We start from the raw sequence: 21,280 nt of genomic DNA, 5'->3' as shown, positions 1-21,280 counted from the left end.
CGCGTAGCGCTCGTGTCGAAGCCCGCGCCGCGGCCCAGACAAGCGCCAAGCGCCTCTCTCGTGCCCGTCCGGTGGCTGAGCCGAGCGCGTAGCGCTCGTGTCGAAGCCCGCGCTCGGGCTAGGGCGCCGGGGTCGGGGACTCGGTCGTGTGCGGCAGGCCGTCCTCGTCGGTGACGCTGCCGCCCAGGTAGAAGTAGCGCGTGACGACCGGCACGATCGAGCCGTCCGGGCCGATGCTGATGCCGACTGCACTCGGCTCCGGCGGTCGTCCCTCGCGGAAGTTCTCGGTCGTGGTCCACGAGATGCTCAGGCCGGCGACGGCGAACTGGCCCGGAGTGGCGCAGGAGCGCGCGATCCGGCCGTCGTCGTGGGTGAGGAAGACGCACACGTCGCCCTCGTTCGCCTTCGCGATGTAGGCGTGGTTGAGCACCGCCTCGCCGTTGAGGCCGAGGTCGAGGGCGCGGGCGCTGTCGACGTCGATGTCGCTGATGCCGCCGATCTGAGCGAAGATCACGCTCGTCGGCACGTCGCTCGCCCGTTGAGGCCGGTCGAAGAGGTCGTCGATATCGGCCGCGAGACTGGCGCCGGGTGCCGGAGCCGCCGCGCCGATTCCGCGGGTCAGGCTGCCGTCGGCCAGATTGCTGCCCAGCCAGCCCACGCCGACTCCCACCAGGAGCACAGCGGCGGCGGCGATCCCCAGCCGACGACGGCTCCGTAGCGCGGGACGCGACAGGTCGCCCGCTGGCTGCTCGGATGCCCGTTCGGATCGGGCAGAATCCTCGATCTCATCGAGGCCCGGATCGACGCTGCTGCCCGCTTCGCCGTCTTCCGCCGATGCGATGGCCGCCTGCACGCGGTCCCGCTCGGCGGCCGCTTCGCCGTCCAGCGTGTCCAGCTGCCGGAGCGCGGCCTCGCGGCGGGCCGCGTCGGAGCCTTCGGAGTAGGCGGCCTCCTCGAGGGAACGCCGATCGGCCCAGGGTGCCGGTGCTCCACTCGGTCCCGGCTGCTCGGGATGCGCCGCCCAGAGCAGAGCGTCGAGCGGCTGGTGCGCGCCTCGATACAGCGTCGCGAACGCCCGAAGGAATCCGGGATCGGTCCGCGCTCGCTCGTAGGCCTCGTGCAGATCCATCAGCCGGCCTCCTCGCGCGTCGATCCCATCCTTCTCCTATTCGGCACGGCGAAGGCTGTGGAGGGCATCCGATCCGACGCACTCGCACCCGACTGGCACCCGAATCCGCTCATCAGTGCGCGGACTCCGCTGATCAGCGCACGACTGCAGGGCCGACAGCTGCAGGGCCGTCAGCTGCGGTGCGGGTCGCGGTGCTCGGATCGGAGCGCGTATCCCGTGGTGATCGCGGCACCGATGGTCAGCAGCACGGCGCTTGCTAGCACGGCACCGCGAAGGCCGAACGCCGCGCCCAAGCCGGCGACGATGATGCCGCTGCCGGTGCGCAGTCCGCTGCCCACCATGCCGCTCAGCCCCAGCACCCGACCGCGGGCCGCGACCGGTGCCCGAAGCTGCAGCACGGTCTGCGCGGCGGTCAGCGCCGCGATGTTCGCGACTCCCGACAGCACCAGCGCGAGAACGGCGATCACGAGTGATCCGGTGAGAGCGAAGATCAGGATCGTCACCCCGAAAGCGATGGTCGCCCAGAGCGCCGTCCACGTCGTGGGCCGGACCACGCGGGTGGCCTCGAGCAGGAATCCGCCGACGACCGCCCCGAGTCCGTTGGCGAACAGCAGGACGCCGTAGGCGGTCACTGCCGCGTCCGCACCGTAGGACTGCGACATGTCGGGGATCGCGACCTGGATCGCACCGCCCACGAACAGCGCGCCGAGACCCGAGATGACGAGCATCTGCACGATCTGTCGATCTCCGCCGACCTCGCGGAAGACGCCCAACGTGTCGCGGAACCCGGCGCGCGGTGCGGCCACCACTCCGCCGTCGCGCACGTGACCGGTCCAGCGGGTGAAGAAGAGGAAGACCGTCATCGGCAGGTAGAACAGCATGTTGGCGAACATGCCCCAGGCCGGGCCCAGCCCGATCAGCAGCGCGGCACCGACGGCTGGACCGGCGAGCACGCCGAAGCTGCGCATCGTGGCGTTGAGGCGCACCGCGCTCGGCAGCTCGTGCTCCTCGACGAGGTCGTGCAGCAGCACCTGCTCCGCCGGCCCCCACAGCGCACCGGCGCAGCCGTGCAGCACGAGCAGCACGCACGCCTGCCACGCCTGCAGGGCTCCCGTGAGGAACAGATAGCCCCAGGCGAGGGAGACGAGCAGGAACAGCAGCTGGGCGCTCTGGATGATCCGGCGGCAGTCGTAGCGCTCGGCGAGCCGTCCGAACGGGACGGACAGGAACAGGAACGGAAGCCAATGGCTGATCACCTGGAAGCCGGTGAGCAGCGGCGAATGGAAGGTGTTCCAGAGCACCCAGTAGGTGATCACGTGCTCGATGTTGTCGGCCATCATCGACAGCCCCGCGGTGGTCACGTAGATCGCGGAGTCCCGCGAACGGAACGCGGCGAACCGCCGGGGAGTCAGCGCGGCCGCCGAGTCCCGTTCCGGGACGGCAGCCGAATCAGCGGCCTGCGGATCACTCACCCATCCACGCTAGGCCCTATCCGCGGATTCACCGGGGCATCGCGAGCCGCACCAGATACGCACCGAAGAGCACCACCGCCGCGACGCCGATCACCTCGAACGCCGCGCTGTCGATGGCGAGCGCCGTGACCATCACGACGACCCCGACGACCAGGCCCACCCAGCCGACCGCGAACAGCATCAGCTCGCGGCGCCTCGCCGCCTCGTCCTTGCCGAAGCTCACGATCTCACTCTGCCCCGTCAGCCCTCCGCGAGCGACCCGTTGCCTGGGAGCGCGGCATGGGCGCGGATCAGTGATCCGTACCAGCGACCGCTGAGCTTCGGGATGCGCTGCTGGGTCGCGAAGTCCACCCAGACCAGTCCGAAGCGCTTGCTGTAGCCCTCGGCCCACTCGAAGTTGTCCATGAACGACCAGGCGAAGTAGCCGCGCACGTCGACGCCCTCCTCGATCGCCTGCGCGACCGCATCGAGGTAGCCGCCGAAGTAGGCGACGCGCTCGGGATCGTGCACCTCGCCGTCGGGCGTGACGTAGTCGGCATAGCTGGCGCCGCTCTCGGTGACATAGATCGGCAGCGATGTGCACTCCCGTGCGACCCGCTTCAGCACGTTGCTCAGCGATTCGGGCAGCACGGACCAGCCGAACGAGGTGTCGGCGGGCGCCGCCGCTCGCTCGACGGCCTGGAGGTAGCCGCCGTCGGGATCGGCGGAGACCAGGATGCGCTGGTAGTGGTTGACGCCCGCGAAATCCGTGGGTGCACCGATCAGCTCGAGGTCGCCCTCCTGGATCACGGAAGCGAGACCGTGCTCGTCGAACACGTCATGCACCGCGCTGGAATAGCGGCTGGTGAACACCGGATCGAGGAAGAACCCGTTGCAGGCCGCGTCGGTGCGATCTGCGGCCGCGCGATCCGCCTCGCTCTCGGATGCGGGCACGAATTCCTGGATGAGGTTGGTGATGCCGACCTGCAGCGAGGCGTCGAGCGAGCGGATGCGCTGCAGCGCGAGTCCATGCGCGAGATTGAGGTGATGGCCGGCGGCGACGGCGGCCCCGATGTCGGTGCGGCCCGGGGCGTGTGCTCCCCTGGCGTAGCCGAGGAACGACGAGCACCACGGCTCGTTCATCGTGATCCAGTCCGTCACCAGGTCACGGAACTCGGCCACGACCAGCGCCGCGTACTCGGCGAAGGCCACGGCGGTCTCACGAGCCGGCCAGCCGCCGGCATCCTCGAGCTCCTGCGGCAGGTCCCAGTGGTAGAGCGTGACCCACGGGGTGATGCCGCGCGCATGCATGCCGACGATCAGAGTCCTATAGAAGGCCACGGCCACCGGATTGAGCGGACCGCGACCGCCCGGCTGCAGCCGACTCCAGCCGAACGAGAACCGGTGCGCGGGATAGCCGAGCTCCGCCATCAGGTCGAGGTCGGCCTCCCAACGGTCGTAGTGCTCGCAGGCCACGTCGGCGGTGTCGCCGTGGAGGCTCCGTCCGGGCGTGTGGCTGAAGGTGTCCCAGATGCTCGGGCCGCGTCCTCCCCGGTCGTGCGCGCCCTCGATCTGATAGGCCGCCGTCGCGACGCCCCAGACGAAGTCCCGCGGCAGCAGCTCGAGGCGGACCGCATCGCTCGGATCGAGCAGCGATATCGGCCGCGAGGGGTCGTCGTGCGGAGTGATGAGGGGCGCGGCGAGCGGCGGAGCGCCGAGTGCGGTCGGGGTCCCCGTCGCGGTCACAGGCAGAGTCACAGGTCCAGCTCGAGACGACCGTCGACTGTCGACGAGGTGCTCGCGCCGACGATGCGCACGCTGAAGGCCTCTGCACCCGTCGAGGAGACGGCCAGTCGCCCGTCCGCCCGCACGACCGAGAAGGAGGCTCGCGCCCCCGTCGGCGCGACGACCTCGATGCTGCGCTCGTCGTCGCCGCTCGCCGGATAGACGTCGAGCGTGAGACCGTCGAAGTAGTCGTAGTCGGGCCGATCATCTCGCGCGCCGACCGGGATCACCGCACCGTCTCGGGCGTACAGCGGCAGGCTGAGGAAGTCGTGCACCTCGCGCAGCCACTGCCCGCCGACGACCGTCTCCCCCGTCAGCAGGCTGGTCCAGGTGCCGTTCGGCAGATAGAACTCGACCACTCCGTCCTCCCGGAATACCGGCGCGACCAGGAGATCCGCTCCGAGCATGTACTGCCGGTCGAGGTAGCGCACCGCCGGATCGTCGGTGAACTCGAGCAGCATCGGTCGCATCAGCGGGGTGCCGGTCGTGCTCGCCTCGACCCCGGCGGTGTGCAGGTACGGCATCAGCCGGAGCTTGAGGCGGGTGAACTTCCGGGTGACGTCCACCGCCTCCTGGTCGAAGATCCACGGCACCCGATACGAGTCGCTGCCGTGGAAGCGCGAGTGGCTGGACAGCAGCCCGAACGCGGTCCAGCGCTTGAAGACGCCGGCGTCGGGCGTGCCCTCGAAGCCGCCGATGTCGTGGCTCCAGAAGCCGAAGCCGCCGAGCGCGAGCGACAGGCCGCCGCGGAGGGTCTCCGCCATCGACTCGTAGGTCGAGGTCGAGTCCCCACCCCAGTGCACCGGCGTCCGCTGCCCGCCGACCGTCGCGGATCGCGCGAAGACGACGGCGTCGCCCGTGCCGCGCCGCTCTTCGAGCACGCTGAATACGGCCTGGTTGTAGAGCTGGGTGTACCAGTTGTGCATCCGCTCCGGGCTCGAGCCGTCGAAGTAGTCGACGTCGAGCGGGATCCGCTCGCCGAAGTCGGTCTTGAATGCGTCGACGCCCTGATCGAGCAGGTGCCTCAGACGGTCTTGGAACCAGGCGGTCGCCGCCGGATTGGTGAAGTCGATCAGCGCCATCCCGGCCTGCCAGAGATCCCACTGCCAGACCTCGCCGCTCGGTCGCTTCAGCAGGTAGCCGTTCGCCTTCGCCTCCGCGAACAGGCCCGACCGCTGCGCGATGTACGGGTTGATCCAGACGCAGACCCGCAGGTCGCGTTCATGGAGGCGGGCGAGCATCCCCTCGGGATCCGGGAAGACACGAGGATCCCACTCGAAGTCGGACCAGTGGAACTCGCGCATCCAGAAGCAGTCGAAGTGGAACACGCTGAGCGGCAGCTCCCGCTCGGCCATCCCGTCGAGGAACGAGGTGACGGTCTCCTCGTCGTAGTCCGTCGTGAAGCTGGTCGACAGCCACAGCCCATACGACCAGGCGGGCACCTCGGCGGGTCGTCCCGTCAGCCGGGTGTACCGGTCGAGGACCTCCTTCGGGTCTCCCGCGATCACGAAGTACTCGAGCGACTCCCCCGATACCGAGAACTGGACGCGCTCGACGGCCTCCGAGCCGACCTCGTACGAGACGTGACCGGAATTGTTGACGAGCACGCCGTAGCCCGCGCTGCTGAGATGGAACGGCACGTTCTTGTAGGCCTGATCGCTGGAGGTCCCGCCGTCGGAGTTCCAGACCTCGACCGTCTGACCGTTCTTGACGAGGGGTCCGAATCGCTCGCCGAGCCCGTAGATCAGCTCCCCCACTCCGAGTGAGAGCTGCTCGTGCACGAACGTCGACGGCTCGTGCGCCCCGCCGTTGCCGGCCGGCACTCCGACCGAGCGGCCGACGCTCCCGCCGAACGGACCGCCGGTGGTCGCCGCGGCGCCGCCCGACGCGCCGTTCGGAGCGACCGTCAGGTAGCCGGGTCCGCGGTGGCCGCTCCTGGTGAGGACCCGGCCGTCCCGCACGAACTCCAGCGACCACGGAGCACCGGAGGTGATCCGAGCCGTGAGATCTCCGCTCGTCAGGGTCGCCCCGGTCGCGGTGATCTCGGCGACGCCGTGCCCGTCCTCCGCACCGACCAGGTCGAAGCCGGCATACGCCCCGACGCCCGTGAAGTGCTCGATCCGCACGCCGATGACGCCGGGCAGAGGCGAGCTGAGGGTCACCGTCAGCGTGGCCAGATTGAGGGTGTCGCCTCGGGATGCGATCACCCGCGTCGGCGCCGTAACCGTCAGTCGATCGCCTTCCGGAGCGCTCTCGACACCGATGTCGTACGCCTCCTGCGCGTACTGGGCGGTGACCCCGTTGCGCACCAGCCAGAATCCGTCGGTGAACTTCACGTGGTGCCTTTCGCGGTAGCGCTCGCCCCGGCGGCGTCGATGCCGAGGGGCGTGGGCCGCGTTCCTCCGCATTCAGCGGGCAGGACCGGGCGCCGGACGCGCTCGGTCTCAGCATCCCGGCCGCTCGCCTCATCGGTCAAGGACCAATAATTCGAGTCGTAAAAATAGTGCGCGGCGACCGCGCCGGTCGAGTTATGCTGACCACCCACAGGATCGGTGCAGAGTCGCATCGGGGTTGTCGATATTTTTGTCTGCAACGTCGTGTGTCATGCGACCGCCTCCTGGAGCCTCTTTCGGAGGTTCCGAAGAGAGGAGTTCGCAGATGGAGTCGACAGCTCGGGGTCTCCGACTCCGGCATCGCAGCCTCGTCCTCAGCGAGGTCCTCCGCTACGGACCCACGACTCGCGCGACCCTCTCCGCGGCGCTCGGCCTCTCTCCCGGCACCATCAGCAACGTGCTCAGCGACCTGAGCGCCGAGGGCCTCGTGCAGGAGGAGAGCAGTCGTCCCACCTCCGGACGGCCGACGATGAACGTCTCGATCCGACCCGAGGGCGCCTACCTGGTGGGCGCGGACCTCGCCGAGCGGTCCGTGCGCGTCGTCGTGTACGACCTGGCGTTCAGCCAGCACGCCAACGTGGTCCACCCGATCTCATCGCGCTCCGACGTGGTGGCCGAGCTCTCGGACAACCTGCATGCCGCGATCGACGACGCGGTGGCGGTTGCGGGCAGCCCGGCACTCTACGGAGTCGGATTCGCCCTTCCTGGCGTGATCGAGCACATCGAGGGCTCCCCCGACGATGGCACTCCCGATCGGATCACCATCTACGCGCAGAGCCTCGGCTGGCCGGACACTCCGCTCGAGGCCCTGTACGGCCGCTCCGACGTCCCGGTCATCGCCGACAACGCCCCGAAGGCCCTGGCGCTCGCCGAGCTCTGGTTCGGCGCAGCCCGCGGCATCGACAACTGCCTCATCGTGCTGCTGGCCCGCGGAGTCGGGCTCGGCATCATCAGCAACGGCCAGATCTTCCAGGGCCACGCCTCCAGCGCCGGTGAGTGGGGCCACACCAAGCTCTCCCTCGGCGGTCCGCTCTGCAACTGCGGCGAGCACGGCTGCGTCGAGGCGTACGTCGGCAGCATCGCCATCGCGAACCGCTGGCGCGAGCACGGCGGTCAGCCGTCCGACAACGAGCAGGTCGCCTACGCCGAGCTGCTGGCCGCCGTCGAGGCAGGCGATCCCGTAGCGACCGCGGCTCTGGATGAGACGCTCGAGCTCATCGGCACGGCCCTCAGCGATCTGGTCAACCTGCTCAATCCGGAGCGCATCATCATCGCCGGCGCCAACGGCGTGCAGCTGACGTCGGAGCAGATCGCCGTCATCGAGCGGGCGACCCGCGCGCACGCCCTCCATCGCCCGGCATCCCAGTTCGACATGGTGCACGCCACCGTCTCCGGAGACGCCGGCGCACTGGGTGCCGCGATCCTCGCGGCACAGCGTCTGATCCGCCTCCCCCTGGCCACCGGGCGGATGTGACCAGTGCTCATCTCCGTTACATAATCGTTACTATAAGTCTTGAAGAAAGTGCAAGACTTCCCGTGGCTCGCCAATGGAGGCGGGTTACGGAGCCAGCTCCGTCAGTTTTGAAAGGTAATGACGCCGTGAAACTGTCTACCAAGGGCCTGTCCCTTCTCGCCGTGGGGGCATCGATCATCGCCCTCTCCGGCTGTTCAGCTGGTGGCCCGACCACCGGTGGCGATTCCTCCGAAGGCGCGGCGAGCACCCGTGCCTGCGTGATCCTCCCCGACGCCGACTCCGGCACCCGCTGGGAGCGCGGCGACCGCCCCGCTCTCGACAAGGCGCTCAAGGACGCCGGGTACGACACCGACATCCAGAACGCCAAGAGCGACACGACCGCCTACGCGACCATCGCCGATCAGCAGCTCGCCCAGGGCTGTGGCGTCATGATCCTGATCGACTACCAGGGCGCGGCCATCCAGGTAGCCGCCAAGGCCAAGGCCCAGGGCATCCCGGTCATCGCCTACGACCGCCCCATCGAAGGCGCCGACTACTACGTCTCGTTCGACAACTTCCACGTCGGCGAGCTGCAGGGCCAGTCCCTCCTCGATGGCCTCGAGGCCGCAGGGGTCGACCCCAAGGCCGCCCAGGTCATCTACGTCGGCGGCGACGCGACGGATGGCAACGCGAAGCAGTTCCACGACGGAGCCGACTCGATCCTGAAGGCCGCGGGCGTCGTCCCGGTCTTCGAGACCAAGGGCACCTGGGTCGCCGCCGAGGCCGGAACCGCCTTCGAGCAGGCCTACACCACCGTCCAGGGCAACCTCGACGGCGTCTGGGTCGCGAACGACACGAACGCGCAGGCCGTCATCGCGGTCCTCGACAAGAACGGCAAGAAGATCCCGGTCACCGGCCAGGACGCGTCGATCATCGGTCTGCAGAACGTGCTGCTCGGCAAGCAGGTCTCCACGATCTACAAGCCGTTCACGGTCGAGGCCGACGCCGCGTCGAAGCTCGCCATCCAGATCCTCGGCGGCGAGAGCCCGTCCGTCGCGGACAAGACCGATGACGGCGTGCCGTACGTCAAGCTCGACCCGGAGGTCATCACCCCCGACAAGGTCGTCGACGTGATCGACGGCGGCGACGCGACATACGCCGACGTCTGCACCGCCGACGTCAAGGCAGCCTGCGACGCCGCAGGCCTGACCGAGTAGTCGCACACCGCCGCATCGCAGCATCTGCACCACACCGCCGTGGGCCTGAGCCGTTCGTGACTCAGGCCCACGGAGGTGGTTTCACCCCCTCGCGGCGACGGTGCCACGAGGGAAGTGGTCCGGCTGGGCCGGCTCAAGAACGGGAGTGTGGACGTGGAAGTCCCGATTATCGAATTGACCGACATCCGCAAGAGCTTCGGCCCTGTCGAAGTCCTCAAGGGGGTCAACCTCAAGATCTATCCCGGCAAGGTGAGCGCCCTCGTCGGCGACAACGGCGCCGGCAAGTCCACGCTCATCAAGGGGCTCGCGGGAGTGCAGCCGTACGACTCGGGTGAGGTGCTCATCGACGGCACCCACACCGACCTGACCTCCCCCAAGGTCGCGACCGCGAACGGCATCGAGGTCGTCTATCAGGACCTCTCGCTCTGCGAGAACCTCGACATCGTCCAGAACATGTTCCTCGGCCGCGAGGAGCTCCGTCACGGCACCATCGATGGCGGGCGGATGGAGCGCGAGGCCTCCGCGACCCTGCAGTCGCTGTCGGTCAAGACGGTGAAGTCGGTCCGACAGAAGGTCTCGTCCCTGTCCGGCGGCCAGCGCCAGACAGTCGCCATCGCCCGTTCCGCGCTCAAGAAGGCGCGCGTCGTCATCCTCGACGAGCCGACGGCCGCGCTCGGCGTCGCTCAGACCGCCCAGGTGCTCGACCTCGTCCGTCGGCTCGCCGATCAGGGGGTCGGCGTGCTGATCATCAGCCACAACCTGGTCGACGTCTTCCAGGTCTGCGACTACGTCAACGTGCTCTACCTGGGCACCATGGTCGCCTCCGTGCCGGTCGCCGAGACCAGCAACTCCGACGTCATCGGCTACATCACGGGCGCCAAGACCTACCAGGGAGTGTCCCAGTGAGCGCCGGACCCGCGGCCCAGCCCATCGGCAGCGGACACGAGGGATCGGTCCGCGAGCAGCTGAGCGCCTACCTGTCGCGTGTGCGCGGCGGCGAGATGGGCGCCCTGCCCGCCATCGGCGGCTTCATCGTGCTCAGCGCACTCTTCACCGCGTTGAGCCCGTTCTTCCTCACCCGACTGAACATCGCCAACCTGCTCACCCAGTCAGCCACGCTGATGATGCTCTCGATCGCCTTGGTCTTCGTGATCCTCATCTCGGAGATCGACCTGTCCGCCGGTGTCACCGGCGGCGTGGGCATGGCGATCTTCATCCTGCTCACCAACTTCGCCAAGGTGCCCTGGATCCCCGCCCTGCTCGCCGCGCTCGTCTTCGGCCTGCTGGTGGGGGCCTTCATCGGCTTCTTCGTGGCGAAGGTCGGGGTGCCATCGTTCGTGGTGACCCTCGGGCTCTTCCTGGGCTTCCAGGGACTGCAGCTGGTGCTGCTCGGCAGCGGCGGCGTCTTCCGCGTGGAGACGCCCGAGCTGATCGCGATCATGAACAACAACCTGCCCGTCTGGGGAGGCTGGGTGATGCTCGCGGTGATGATCGTCATCTCGATCGCCACCGGGTTCTACGACCGCTACCGCCGCACCGCATCCGGCGTGCCGAACCGCCCGATCCTGCTCATGTGGGGCAAGGTCGCCGCGCTCGCCGTCGGATTCGGCATCCTCGTCGCGCTGCTCAACCAGAACCGCTCGGTCTCGGTGCTGCCCATCCAGGGCGTGCCGATCGTAGTGCCGATCGCGCTGGTCATCCTCTGGATCGGCACCCAGATCCTCGACCGCACGCGCTTCGGCCTGCACCTCTACGCGGTCGGCGGCAGCCCCGAGGCGGCACGCCGAGCGGGGATCAACGTCGCGGGCATCCGCATCGCGGCGTTCATGATCTGCTCGGCTCTCGGCATCGTGTCGGGCGTGCTCTCGGCCAGCCGCGTCGGCGCCGTCGAGGCGTCGTCCGGACGCGCGATCGTGCTCTCCGCGGTTGCCGCAGCGGTGGTCGGCGGCGTCAGCCTCTTCGGCGGACGCGGACGCCTCGTGCACGCGGCGGTCGGCGCGCTGGTCATCTCGGTGATCGACAACGGGCTCGGCCTGCTCCGGCTCCCCGCGGGCATCAGCCTGCTGGTGACCGGCGGGGTGCTGGTGCTCGCGGCCACGGTCGACGCGGTCTCGCGACACCGCTCGGGCGGCAATCTGACGCGCACCTAGCCCGCGTTCGACCACGAAGGGGCTCGGATGCACGTCGCATCCGAGCCCCTTCGCCGTCGCTTCTCCGCTGTCGGCCCCTCCGCACCTCTCACACGGATCCGTGCCAGTGGCTCACGCCTTGTCGGGCCACCTCTTCCAGCCATCGGGGAGTGCATCGAGCCGCGCCTTCGCCGCCTGTGCCCTGTCGAGCGGAAAGCCATCGAGCGTCGTCTCGCCGCTGCGTCCGCCCTCGAAGTTCTGCAGCGAGTACCCGAAGAACCCGCCGCTCCCGAACCGCACCCTCTCCGCGAAACCGCCCGCGGCCACGACCAGGGCCGACCACTCCAGCTGCTCGACCTGGGTCGACCAGGTCTCGTCGCACGCCTCGCAGCTGCAGGTCGGGAACGGGAACTCCGCGAGGACTCCCGCCAGCAGCCACATGGACGGATACGACGTGTAGACGAAGGTGAGCGGCGCGCCGTCCGGATCGGCCGGCGCGAGCCGAACCGCGCGGATGACATCCGTCCGACGAGCGAGCAGGCCACCCGCATGGGCGATGTCGTCCTGGGCCTCGACGAGGTAGCGCGAGCAGAGGTGCTCGATCAGCGCATCGGCCACCGCATGAAGGGGAGCGAATCGGTCGAGGTTCGCCTCCACGCTGTAGGTGTCGAGTGGGGGCGACTCGCCCTTCCAGCGGTCGCCGTACTGGATCACCCGCCCCGCGGGGTCGCGGAACACCTCATCGCGGATCGCGGGTCGCACGTAGTCGCTCACCAGCCGAGCGTACGGCGACCCCTGGATCAGCAGGCGGACTCGTCGACGGGTCGGACCACAGCGGCGCTCGCCTGGGCCCGCCCCGAGCGGTCGATGGCCGCGACCACGAAGGAGGTGGCGATGAGGATCGGGCCCAGGATGTAGGCGACCTGCTGGATGGGCGAGAGCACCGACATCAGGAACAGGGTGATGTCGAGCAGGCTGAGCGAGCCGAGCGGATTCAGCCGCAGGTCGGAGGTGGATCCGCCGTAGACCAGGAAGCTCCCGACCACGGCCAGCGCCGTGATTCCCACGCCCGCCCAGAAGATGCGGATCGGCGTTGCTCGTTCCATGGGCTGGCACTCCTTCGCTGCAGGGCTCTCATCCTCGTCCCGGTATCGGGCAGGGGAAAGCTCCAGTTTCCGACCCGCGGATGGGACGCGACGGCCGGCCGACTACCCGATCGCGGAGCGCACCTGCTCTGCGACCTTCCTGCCCTGACGCCCCGGCGCCTGCGGGTTCTGCGCCTGCTGCGCGGCGTGCAGCGCTCCCAGGTACCCGAAGATGCCGGCCGGAGAGATGCTGCTGCCCGGGCCGGGATAGGTGTGGCCCATCACGGATGCCGTGTTGTTGCCGGCCGCGTACAGCCCGTCGATCGATGAGCCGTCCTCGCGCAGAACCCGCGCGTGCTCGTCGGTGACGAGGCCGCCCTTGGTGCCGAGGTCTCCCGGGTAGAGCTTGAAGGCATGGAACGGACCCTTCTCGAGCGCGCCGAGGTTGGGATTCGGCTTCACTCCCGGGTCGCCGTAGTACCGGTCGTAGGAGGTCCGACCGCGCTGGAAGTCCCGATCCACCCCCTCCTTCGCGAAGCCGTTGAACCGCGCCACTGTCGCGAGCAGCGTCGCGCGGTCCATTCCCGTCTTGGAAGCCAGCTCCGCGAGGGTGTCGGCGACGACGATCTCGCCCTGCTCGATCAGCTCCTTCTTGCCCATGAGCGTGAAGGTGTTGAGGTAGCGCCGGGTGTGCCGTGCGTCCGTCACCAGCCACGAGTGGATGGCCGGGCTCACCTTGTCGCGCTCGAGCATGTGGTGCCCGAAGTCGACGTACGACTCCGACTCGTCGAGGTACCGCTCGCCGCTCTGATCGACGACCATGCTGTAGGGGAAGGACCGCTCCCCCAGCACGAAGCTGTTCGCACCCGACGCCATCTTGACGCCCGCACCCCACCAGGCGTCCTCCATCATCGCGATGTCGCCGCCGATGTCCATGCCCACCTTGATGCCGGTGCCGAGCTGGCCATCAGGAGCGGCGGACCACCCCGGGATGCCCTGGTACTTCTCTCGCCACTCCGTGTTGCGGGCGAAGCCGCCGGCCGCGAGCATGACGCCTCGGCGAGCGCGGATGCGCAGCTGCCGTCCGCGATTCGTGACGATGGCACCCACGGCCCGGCCGTCCTCGACGATCACCTCGGTGATGGGCGATCGCAGCCAGACGGGCACTCCGTGTCTACGGACGATGTACATGAGAGAACCAGCGAGGGCCGGGCCCATCCCCCGCTCCTGATCGCCGGCCACCAGGTGTCGGAGCGTGCGGAAGATGAACTGCGCGCCGCGGAGGAAGCCGTGCGGCGAGGACCAGGCGCGGCCGAGCAGCCACACGTCGTCATTGCGCAGCGGCGCCGGGATGCCCTGATCCATCCGGGACTTCTTCTGATAACCGCGCAGCTTGCGCATGTTGAAGGAGCGCAGCTCGATGGCCCGACCGGTCTTGCTGCCCGGGAGATCGGGGTAGTAGTCGGGGTAGTCCTTCGAGCGCGACCAGACGATCCCCTGGTCGGACAGCATGTTCACGTACGTCGGGATGGCGGTGAGGAACGCGAGCTTGCGCTCGCGACTGGTCCACGGACCGAGGTCGGGGATGATCGCGTCCATGTAGGCGAGCGCCTCCTCGATGGAGTCCTGGATGCCCGCCTTCTTCATCACCGGGTTGTTGGGCACCCACAGGCCGCCGCCCGAGATGCAGGTCGTGCCGCCCCACTTCTCCTCGCTCTCGACGACCAGCACGTCGAGCCCGTTGAGCGTGGCGGTGATGGCGGCGGACAGACCCGCGGCCCCCGATCCGGCCACCAGGAAGTCCACCTCCCGGTCCCAGGCTGTCGCCGTTCCTCCTGCGCTGCCTGAGCCGCCTGACTGGGAGAGATCTGCTTCGGCCACCGTCACCCCTTTCGCCGAGCGTCGATGCTCGGTCGCGATCTGCCGATTCTTCGCCTGCTCACCACGGCTGTCAACAAAGTTGATCGACTTCGGCGTGGCCATCGATGTGGCGGCGGGACGGACTGCTCCCGACGCTCGTCCCGGTCGATGTCGGCGCCGAAGATTAGCGTGGAGGAATGGTCGCTTCCTCCGACGCCGATCCGTCGACCTGCGCCATCCCGGGTTGCCTGAGCGCGAGCGACGATCCGGCGGCCATCTCGCTCTGCGCCGATCACCTCGCCATCGCCGCAGAGCTCCACGGGTTGCAGCACGGAGCGAGCGACCCATTGCCCGAACCGTGTGTGCTCTGCGGCTCCCGGCTCGGAATCCGCCTTCCCACGGGCTGGACCTGCGCGGTCTGCGAATGGCCTTACGGCGAGCATCCCGACGCCGAGTTCGCGGCGCCCCGCGTGGACGTCGTGTACTACCTCCGATACGGCGATCGGGTGAAGATCGGCACCACCGTCAGCCCACGCCAGCGCTTCGCGGCGCTCTGGCACGACGAGGTGCTCGCCTTCGAACGCGGCGATCGCCGCCTGGAGCATCGCCGGCACCAGCAGTTCCACAGTGCCCGTGCGGGCACCAGCGAGTGGTTCCACCTGACGGACGAGATCCGGGCGCACGTGGATGTGCTCGCGGGCGGCGTCGATCCCTGGGACCGCTGGCGGCGCTGGATGGCGGAGGCGACGGCGATCCGCTGAACGCCCCTACCTGAGGTAGGCATCGACGATCAGACCTCGGATGTCGCGCAGCCGGTCGATCAGCGCCGTGTAGGTCCGCTTCGTCACGCTGCTGACCTGCAGGTCGTAGGGGCCGAGCGCGGGCAGCTTGCCGGTGCGCACGCGCACCACCTCCCAGTGCGCGGCTCGGATGGCGCGATCCTTGCGCCGGTCCGCCGCCTCACGAGACCCCACGTGCTCGAGGCCGTGCCGGCCCGTGCTGTCGTATTCGATGGCGACGCGCAGTTCGGGCAGCAGGATGTCGGGCCACGCCTCGAGGTGGTCGAAGAAGGGTCGCCCCAGCCGGATCGCGTTGACCCCTTCGGAGAATTCGATCCGCTCGCGCAGCCCGGCCCGCAGCTCGGCCTCCACGACGGACGCCGGCTTCGGGGCGCAGGCGGAGGCGAACGGCTCCCCCACGGGCACATCGGGCGTCTTCGCGCACAGGACGCGGAGCGGCTTGGCCGGTCGTGGCAGCGCAGGCTCCTCGGGCACCCGGATCCGCGGCGGGCTCGCCTCATCGGAGCACTGCGGGCACCACGCGGATCGCCGCCGCTGTCGGCCCGGCCGAGTGCGCTGCTCCTCAGGGGTCGCGACGAAGACGTGTCCGACCTCGCACTGCCACTGAAGGAGCACCTCGGCCGCGGGCGGGATCTGGGTGAGGGTGATGCCCCTATTCAGCTCGGGGTGGTACTGCCTGATCAGAGCCGGAAACGACGACCACGCTTCCCGGTAGGTGCCGACGGGGTATGGCACGTCGACACCGCGGGAGAACTGCCGCCGCGCCCACCACCACTCCACCGGCTCCGCCATGGATGCGAGAGTACGAAGCACCACCGACACCCATCGACCACCTGGCGGAAGCCCGGCGAAGCAGGAATTCGCGGATCACTTCAGCGGCGCGGATGACGGTCGGCGCTCACCCCGCTGGGATATCGCAGTTCGCCACTGCCCGCTCGAGGGCGTAGCCGGGCACGACCTCCGACCAGGGCGACCATCTGGTGCCGGCCTCCTGCGCGGCGTACTCCGCGAAGGTCGGCGGCGTCGACAGCGTGTAGCCCGCGTGAACGAAGCATTCGTATGCCGCGACATGCCCGTCATAGCTGGCCGCCAGCTCGTCGTCCGCGGTCGGAGTCGATGACGCGGATGATCGAGCCTGGGTGGTCGTGATCGTGCCGTCGGGGCGCAGTTCGACGCTCACCAGCGAGAACGATGATCCCGCCGCGTCGCCGAGGGGATCGGCGACGCTCCAGGTGATCCGCAGTCCTGAGTCCTCGACCACGCTCCGCTTCGCGCAGCCCTCGACGAGCTGCCCGTCGAGCCTCTGCGCCTCGAGGCAGATCAGGTCGTCGACGTCACGAGCGATGTAGACGGCGGCGGCGCCTGCGTCCGCGGCGACATCGGGATCGGCGCTCGATACGTCGAGCTTGCGGACAGAACTCAGCTCGATCCCCGAGAGGAACATCCCGGTCGCGATCACGCCCTGGGGCCGATCACCATCTGCCTGATCGTCGAGCAGCCTGTCCAGCGCCGCATTGCGTGCGGGCGCCGAGGTCGGAGGGGTGGATCCGGCAGCGAGCTCGGCTGGCGGTGCGGCCGTCTGCAGGACGGCCGCCGTGACCACTGCGCCGACGAGCGCCGCGAGGAGGACGGGCAGCGCCAGTGCACGGACCCCGGCTGCGGCCCGACCGGCGGCCGACGGCGGAGTATCCGCGTCGTGCGTCGCATCCGGGTGGGACTGCTCGGGCCGATCCTCGATCGCTCGCCGAAGGGCGTCCGTCAGCTGGGCGTCCTCCGTCGAGACCTCGGACTCGAGCTCCGCCAGCCGGGCCAGCGCGCTGTCCCGAATCGCCTCATCACTGACTGCCGAGTAGGCGGCCTCCTGCAGGTCGCGCATCTGAGCACGCGGCGACACCGCGCCACTCGGCCCCGGCTCGAACGGATGCATCCGCCACCACAGGGCGTCCGACAAGTCGTGATCTCCGCTGTAGCTCGCCGCCACCCGGGCGAACAGGGCGGGGTCGACGCGCGCCATCTCGGCTGCATCAGTCAGATCGGGCACCGGCGCCTCCGAAACGGGGTCGTCCGCCATCCTGCATCAGATCCCACCGGACGCGAGCATTTCCGGGTGCAGTCGCAGGCCGAAGCCACGCCCGTCCGATCAGGCGGGCTGAAGCACCTCGGCCATCGCGTGCCGGTAGTGACCGATCAGCTCGTCGCAGATCGCCGCCCACGACCTTCCTTCGACGGCGATCCGTCCGCGATCGCCCATCTCCCGTGCAAGGTCGGGTTCCTCGATCAAGCCGGCGACGACCGCGGTCAGCTCCGCATCGTCGAGCGGGTCGTAGAGGAACCCGGTCACCCCGTCCGCCACGATGTCGAGCGGACCGCCCGCGGCAGGCGCCACGACCGGGATCCCGGTGGCCATCGCCTCCTGCAGCGTCTGCCCGAAGGTCTCCTGCGTGCCCGTGTGCACGAAGATGTCGAGGGCCGCGTAGGCGTCCGCGAGCCGGTTGCCCCGAAGCTCGCCGAGGAACGCCGTGTCCGCGGGCAGCAGCGCTTCGAGGGTCGACCGCATGGGACCGTCGCCGACGATCACCAGCGAGGCGCCGAGACCGGTCAGGGCATCGAGACGCTCGACCTGCTTCTCGAGCGCGAGTCGACCGACGTATCCGACGATGGGACCGCGCCTGCCCCGCAGCACCGACTCCCGGAGCCGGGCCACCTTGTCCGAGTCGCGACGATCGGGGCTGAACCGGATCGTGTCGACCCCGCGACCCCACTGATGCAGGCTCCGCTCTGCGACTCCGAACCGGATGAGGTCGGCCCTGGCCGATGATGAGGGAACGAGGTTGCGTGTCGCCAGGTTGTGCAGCTCCGCCATCATCTGCTCGGCCCGCTGGGTGATCAGGCGATTGCGGAACCGCCGGGAGTAGCGCGGGATGTCGGTCTGGTAGACAGCGATGGATGGAACCCCGAGCTGACGTGCCCCGAGCAGAGCGGTGCGGCCGATCGTCCAGGCCGGCGAGGCGACGTGCACGACATCGGGTGCGAAGCGCTCCAGCGCGTTGGGAACCCGCCGGGGCCCGGGCACTCCGAGGTTGAAGCCTTGGAACGGGATCGAGTTGGTCGTGACGACCTCGAAGCCTGCGAACGACTTCGGGGCCGGCTTCGGGCAGACGACGATCGCCTCGTGCCCCTGCGCACGCAGATGCTTGAGCGCCTGCCGCACGCTGGTGGTCACGCCGTTCATGTCGCTCAGCGGCGACTCGCTGACGACGGCGACCCGGAGCTGTTCGCTGCGGTGGTCCGTCCCGCTCGTCGACTCGTCGATATCTGTCAAGCGGAACGACTCCCGGTCCTGTCAAGCTGTCGCATCATCGTCATCGCGGCCGACGCTATCCGCCCGATGCGAACGCAGTGATTCGGGCGCTGATCAGGAGATGAAGAGCAGGTGAACACACGGCTGACACCGGACGCATGGCCGATGCCGCGCAGCTCCTCCCCGACCCGCATGCGCTCCGTGCGGGACAGCGGCGGCACGGGCCCCGTCATCGTGCTGCTGCACGGCTTCCTGGCCTCCTCCGGATACTGGAACCGGCTCGAGCCCCATCTCGTCGCTTCCGGGTATCGGGTGATCGCCGTGGACCTGCTCGGCTTCGGACTCGCCCCCAAGCCGCAGCGCTCGCGGTACGGATATCCGGAACACGTCGCCTACATCGATTCGGTCGTCGCCCGGCTCGGTCTGCGCCAGCCGTTCCTGCTGGTGGGCCACTCGATGGGTGCGCTGATCGCCGCGCGCTACGCGCTCGAGCACGAGCAGCGCGTGGAGGCGCTCGTCCTCCTGAATCCCCCGCTCTATCGAGATGCGCAGGAGGCGAGGGCGGTGCTTCGAAGGACCGGGCGGGTGTACCGCTTCCTGCTGGACTCGCGCTTTCGCCAGTTCGGCTGGAGTCTCCTGCCGACCATCACCTTCTTCCGGATCAGCCGCCACAGCCTGCGCTCACGAGAGCTCAGCCTGCGGAACGTGATCGAGCGATCCGGCATCGACGATGATCTGGCACGCCTGGGGACGCGGACGCTGCTGCTTGTCGGTCTGCGCGACCGTCCGGAGTACGGCGTCAATCTGCGCAGCTGGGCGCGCAACTCCCAGGTCACGGTGCTCACGGCCGACGTCTCGCACCACTCCCCTGTCATGAGGCCGCGCCAGGTCGCAGACGCTGTGGATGCGTTCGCCCGAGGCGCCTGAACGCGCCTCAGTCCGATCGACGCGGGATCTCGATCTGGCGCAGGCCGACCCGCTCGGCAGACCGGCCGAGTCGCAGATGCTCGGCGAGCTCGCGCGCCAGAGGCCTCCATTCGGGCAGGATCCGCGCGAAGACCTCCTGCCATCCGGAATTGCCGTCCTCGATGAAGTAGGTGACGCTGAATCCCGCGAGGTCGAGGTGCCAATAGCCCGTCGCCGGAGCATCATCCGCCACCGACGCCACCAGGCTCACCGGCGGCAGTCCGGCGAAGGCGAACTGCCGAAAGGTCGGATCCAGGACGAGCGCCGGGTCGCCGACACTGACCACCATGTGGCCCGCGCGCTGGAATTCCGAGCCGTCCATCGCCGGATTGTCCGGCGCGATGTCGTTCGTCGTCATCGGCCGTCCGGAGCTGCCCGCGAGATCGGTGAGGAAGGCACGAGCTCGCTCCCCCGTCGCGACCATGCGCCCCGTCGCGTGCACGTACGCGGCGATGGATACGGCTCGCGGTCGCACCACGAGGCCCAGCTCATCCGCGGTCGCGGTCAGCAGGGCCGCGGCTTCCACGCACTCCGCCTGCCGCCCGAAGAGGTCGCCCACCATCGCGGTGGCCTGCTGAAGGGTTCGGAAGGACGCGGCCGCTGAGCCATCCGGAGACGATGTGCCGTCTGCGCGCTCGCCCATCGACCCCTCGTCCTCGTCCGCGTGAGCCCGGATCTCGGCCCCAGTTCACTGTGGCGGCCCGGACGCCAGGCACACCCGAGACGCCTAAACGAGCTTTGCTCAGATACTTGAGCAGTCGCTTCCACGACGCGCGGCGGAGCTCAGGGCACCCCCGTGTCAGACCATCTCAGGCGCGGTCGTGGAGAGTGATCTGGTAGCCGTCCGGATCGGCGAAGGTGAAGGTGCGACCGAACGGACCGTCGATCGGCGCGCTGACGATCGTTGCGCCCGCGGCCGCGAGCTCGTCGTGGATCGTCTGAGGATCGGTGGCGTGCAGCCAGATCGCCGCGCCGATTCCGGGCTGAGCGACTGCGTCGAGGTCGACGCCGGGAACGAGGTCGCGCACCGCGAACGCGACGGGCTCGGTGTCGAACACGACGGCATGCGGCGGGCCGGCCGGCGATCGCGTGAGGCCCAGGTACTGCTCGTAGAACGCGGCCGAGCGCTCGAGATCGCGCACCTGCAGAGAGATGAAATGGGGTCCCGTGACGGTCATGATGATGCTCCTTGTCTTCGATGTCAGCCTTGTGACATCGTTCGAGGCTATGTCAGAATACTGACATGAGTCAAGCTGCGCAGGGCATCGACCTGGACACCTCGCTCGGTTACCTCTTGAAAGAGGCGTCGAGCGCCCTCCGAGCCGCCATGGAGGCGGTCCTCCGCCCGCTCGGGATGACCGTCACCCACTACTCGTGCCTCGAGCTGCTCGCCCAGCGGCCGGGACTGTCCAACTCCGACCTCGCTCGCGGAGCCTTCGTGTCGCGGCAATCCATGAACGTCCTGCTGCAGTCCCTGGAGCGGGACGGCTTCGTGGTCAGGCCGGCAGACGAGGCGGTCGGACGCGTGCAGCCGACCCGGCTGACCCCGCGGGGACGCAGCAGCCTCGCTCAGGCGACCGAGGCCGTTCGGTCGGTGGAGCAGCGGATGCTGAGCGGCCTGACCGAGCGCGACCAGGGGGAAGCGCGTCGGGTGCTGCGCAGCCTCGTCGCGTCGCTTCGCGATCCGTCGGGCGGCGTGGTGGGTTAGAGG

At 69.0% G+C, this 21,280-nt stretch carries 20 protein-coding genes; 7 read left to right on the top strand and 13 right to left on the bottom strand.

All coding sequences use genetic code 11. The features are described 5' to 3' along the window. Positions 1–118 precede the first annotated feature (118 nt). The 5 genes from E6C64_RS00580 to yicI all read right to left on the bottom strand — a co-directional run bounded on the left by E6C64_RS00580 (position 119) and on the right by yicI (position 6,701). On the bottom strand, positions 119–1,129 hold the full coding sequence (locus tag E6C64_RS00580; RefSeq protein ID WP_136425685.1) for a hypothetical protein: 1,011 nt from the start codon (positions 1,127–1,129) through the stop codon (positions 119–121). A gap of 170 nt (positions 1,130–1,299) precedes the next feature. Further along, positions 1,300–2,601, bottom strand: a complete 1,302-nt coding sequence (locus E6C64_RS00575; protein ID WP_136425684.1) for an MFS transporter — start codon at positions 2,599–2,601, stop codon at positions 1,300–1,302. 28 nt (positions 2,602–2,629) lie between these two features. Then, entirely contained in the window at positions 2,630–2,824 is a 195-nt protein-coding gene (locus tag E6C64_RS00570; protein ID WP_136425683.1) for a hypothetical protein, read from the bottom strand. A 17-nt stretch (positions 2,825–2,841) separates the two neighbouring features. Beyond that, the gene (locus tag E6C64_RS00565; protein WP_233255388.1) at positions 2,842–4,326 is read right to left on the bottom strand and encodes a GH1 family beta-glucosidase; all 1,485 of its coding nucleotides are present in this window, start codon (positions 4,324–4,326) and stop codon (positions 2,842–2,844) included. Positions 4,327–4,334: 8 nt separating this feature from the next. Then, a complete protein-coding gene (yicI, locus tag E6C64_RS00560) occupies positions 4,335–6,701 on the bottom strand; it encodes an alpha-xylosidase (protein ID WP_136425682.1) in 2,367 nt (788 codons plus the stop codon). A gap of 322 nt (positions 6,702–7,023) precedes the next feature. On the opposite strand from yicI, the gene E6C64_RS00555 reads away from it, so the two are divergent. From E6C64_RS00555 to E6C64_RS00540, 4 genes are all read left to right on the top strand, one after another. Beyond that, complete coding sequence (locus E6C64_RS00555; protein ID WP_158437686.1) at positions 7,024–8,232, top strand: ROK family transcriptional regulator; 1,209 nt, start codon at positions 7,024–7,026, stop codon at positions 8,230–8,232. 125 nt (positions 8,233–8,357) lie between these two features. Then, positions 8,358–9,428, top strand: coding sequence for a sugar ABC transporter substrate-binding protein (locus E6C64_RS00550; protein ID WP_233255387.1), 1,071 nt, complete (start codon positions 8,358–8,360; stop codon positions 9,426–9,428). 153 nt (positions 9,429–9,581) lie between these two features. Beyond that, positions 9,582–10,334 carry an ATP-binding cassette domain-containing protein gene (locus tag E6C64_RS00545; protein ID WP_136425680.1) on the top strand — a complete coding sequence of 251 codons (753 nt, stop codon included), beginning with the start codon at positions 9,582–9,584 and terminating at the stop codon, positions 10,332–10,334. Next, on the top strand, positions 10,331–11,578 hold the full coding sequence (locus tag E6C64_RS00540; protein ID WP_233255386.1) for a sugar ABC transporter permease: 1,248 nt from the start codon (positions 10,331–10,333) through the stop codon (positions 11,576–11,578). The genes E6C64_RS00545 and E6C64_RS00540 overlap by 4 nt, the downstream gene beginning before the upstream one ends. A 111-nt stretch (positions 11,579–11,689) precedes the next feature. Here E6C64_RS00540 and E6C64_RS00535 read toward each other — a convergent pair whose 3' ends face one another. The 3 genes from E6C64_RS00535 to E6C64_RS00525 all read right to left on the bottom strand — a co-directional run bounded on the left by E6C64_RS00535 (position 11,690) and on the right by E6C64_RS00525 (position 14,523). Beyond that, positions 11,690–12,331 carry a DUF6226 family protein gene (locus E6C64_RS00535; protein WP_136425679.1) on the bottom strand — a complete coding sequence of 214 codons (642 nt, stop codon included), beginning with the start codon at positions 12,329–12,331 and terminating at the stop codon, positions 11,690–11,692. A gap of 26 nt (positions 12,332–12,357) precedes the next feature. Further along, positions 12,358–12,663, bottom strand: coding sequence for a hypothetical protein (locus E6C64_RS00530; RefSeq protein WP_136425678.1), 306 nt, complete (start codon positions 12,661–12,663; stop codon positions 12,358–12,360). Between the two features lie 102 nt (positions 12,664–12,765). Then, positions 12,766–14,523: an FAD-binding protein gene (locus E6C64_RS00525; protein WP_233255385.1), complete on the bottom strand. Its 1,758-nt coding sequence runs from the start codon at positions 14,521–14,523 to the stop codon at positions 12,766–12,768. 176 nt (positions 14,524–14,699) lie between these two features. Between E6C64_RS00525 and E6C64_RS00520 the strand changes: the two genes are divergently transcribed. After that, a complete protein-coding gene (locus E6C64_RS00520) occupies positions 14,700–15,263 on the top strand; it encodes a GIY-YIG nuclease family protein (RefSeq protein WP_233255384.1) in 564 nt (187 codons plus the stop codon). A 6-nt stretch (positions 15,264–15,269) separates the two neighbouring features. Here the strand turns inward: E6C64_RS00520 and E6C64_RS00515 are convergent, their stop codons facing one another. The 3 genes from E6C64_RS00515 to E6C64_RS00505 all read right to left on the bottom strand — a co-directional run bounded on the left by E6C64_RS00515 (position 15,270) and on the right by E6C64_RS00505 (position 18,624). Continuing rightward, the gene (locus E6C64_RS00515) at positions 15,270–16,094 is read right to left on the bottom strand and encodes a zinc-ribbon domain-containing protein (protein WP_136425676.1); all 825 of its coding nucleotides are present in this window, start codon (positions 16,092–16,094) and stop codon (positions 15,270–15,272) included. A gap of 106 nt (positions 16,095–16,200) precedes the next feature. Beyond that, on the bottom strand, positions 16,201–17,343 hold the full coding sequence (locus E6C64_RS00510; protein WP_136425675.1) for a hypothetical protein: 1,143 nt from the start codon (positions 17,341–17,343) through the stop codon (positions 16,201–16,203). A 99-nt stretch (positions 17,344–17,442) separates the two neighbouring features. Further along, entirely contained in the window at positions 17,443–18,624 is a 1,182-nt protein-coding gene (locus E6C64_RS00505; RefSeq protein WP_233255383.1) for a glycosyltransferase family 4 protein, read from the bottom strand. Positions 18,625–18,735: 111 nt separating this feature from the next. Between E6C64_RS00505 and E6C64_RS00500 the strand changes: the two genes are divergently transcribed. Continuing rightward, a complete protein-coding gene (locus E6C64_RS00500) occupies positions 18,736–19,530 on the top strand; it encodes an alpha/beta fold hydrolase (protein WP_136425674.1) in 795 nt (264 codons plus the stop codon). 7 nt (positions 19,531–19,537) lie between these two features. On the opposite strand, the gene E6C64_RS00495 is transcribed toward E6C64_RS00500, so the two are convergent. Together E6C64_RS00495 and E6C64_RS00490 are read right to left on the bottom strand one after the other, a co-directional pair. Then, positions 19,538–20,212, bottom strand: a complete 675-nt coding sequence (locus E6C64_RS00495) for a hypothetical protein (RefSeq protein ID WP_136425673.1) — start codon at positions 20,210–20,212, stop codon at positions 19,538–19,540. A gap of 166 nt (positions 20,213–20,378) precedes the next feature. Beyond that, a complete protein-coding gene (locus E6C64_RS00490) occupies positions 20,379–20,747 on the bottom strand; it encodes a VOC family protein (RefSeq protein ID WP_136425672.1) in 369 nt (122 codons plus the stop codon). A gap of 65 nt (positions 20,748–20,812) precedes the next feature. On the opposite strand from E6C64_RS00490, the gene E6C64_RS00485 reads away from it, so the two are divergent. Further along, a complete protein-coding gene (locus E6C64_RS00485) occupies positions 20,813–21,277 on the top strand; it encodes a MarR family winged helix-turn-helix transcriptional regulator (protein WP_136425671.1) in 465 nt (154 codons plus the stop codon). The last annotated feature ends 3 nt before the right edge of the window (positions 21,278–21,280 follow it).

Source organism: Naasia lichenicola (genome assembly GCF_004801885.1).
GTDB classification, from domain to species: Bacteria; Actinomycetota; Actinomycetes; order Actinomycetales; family Microbacteriaceae; genus Naasia; species Naasia lichenicola.
Note: the sequence above shows the minus strand (reverse complement) of the source record. Positions and strands in the feature narration are given on the sequence as shown.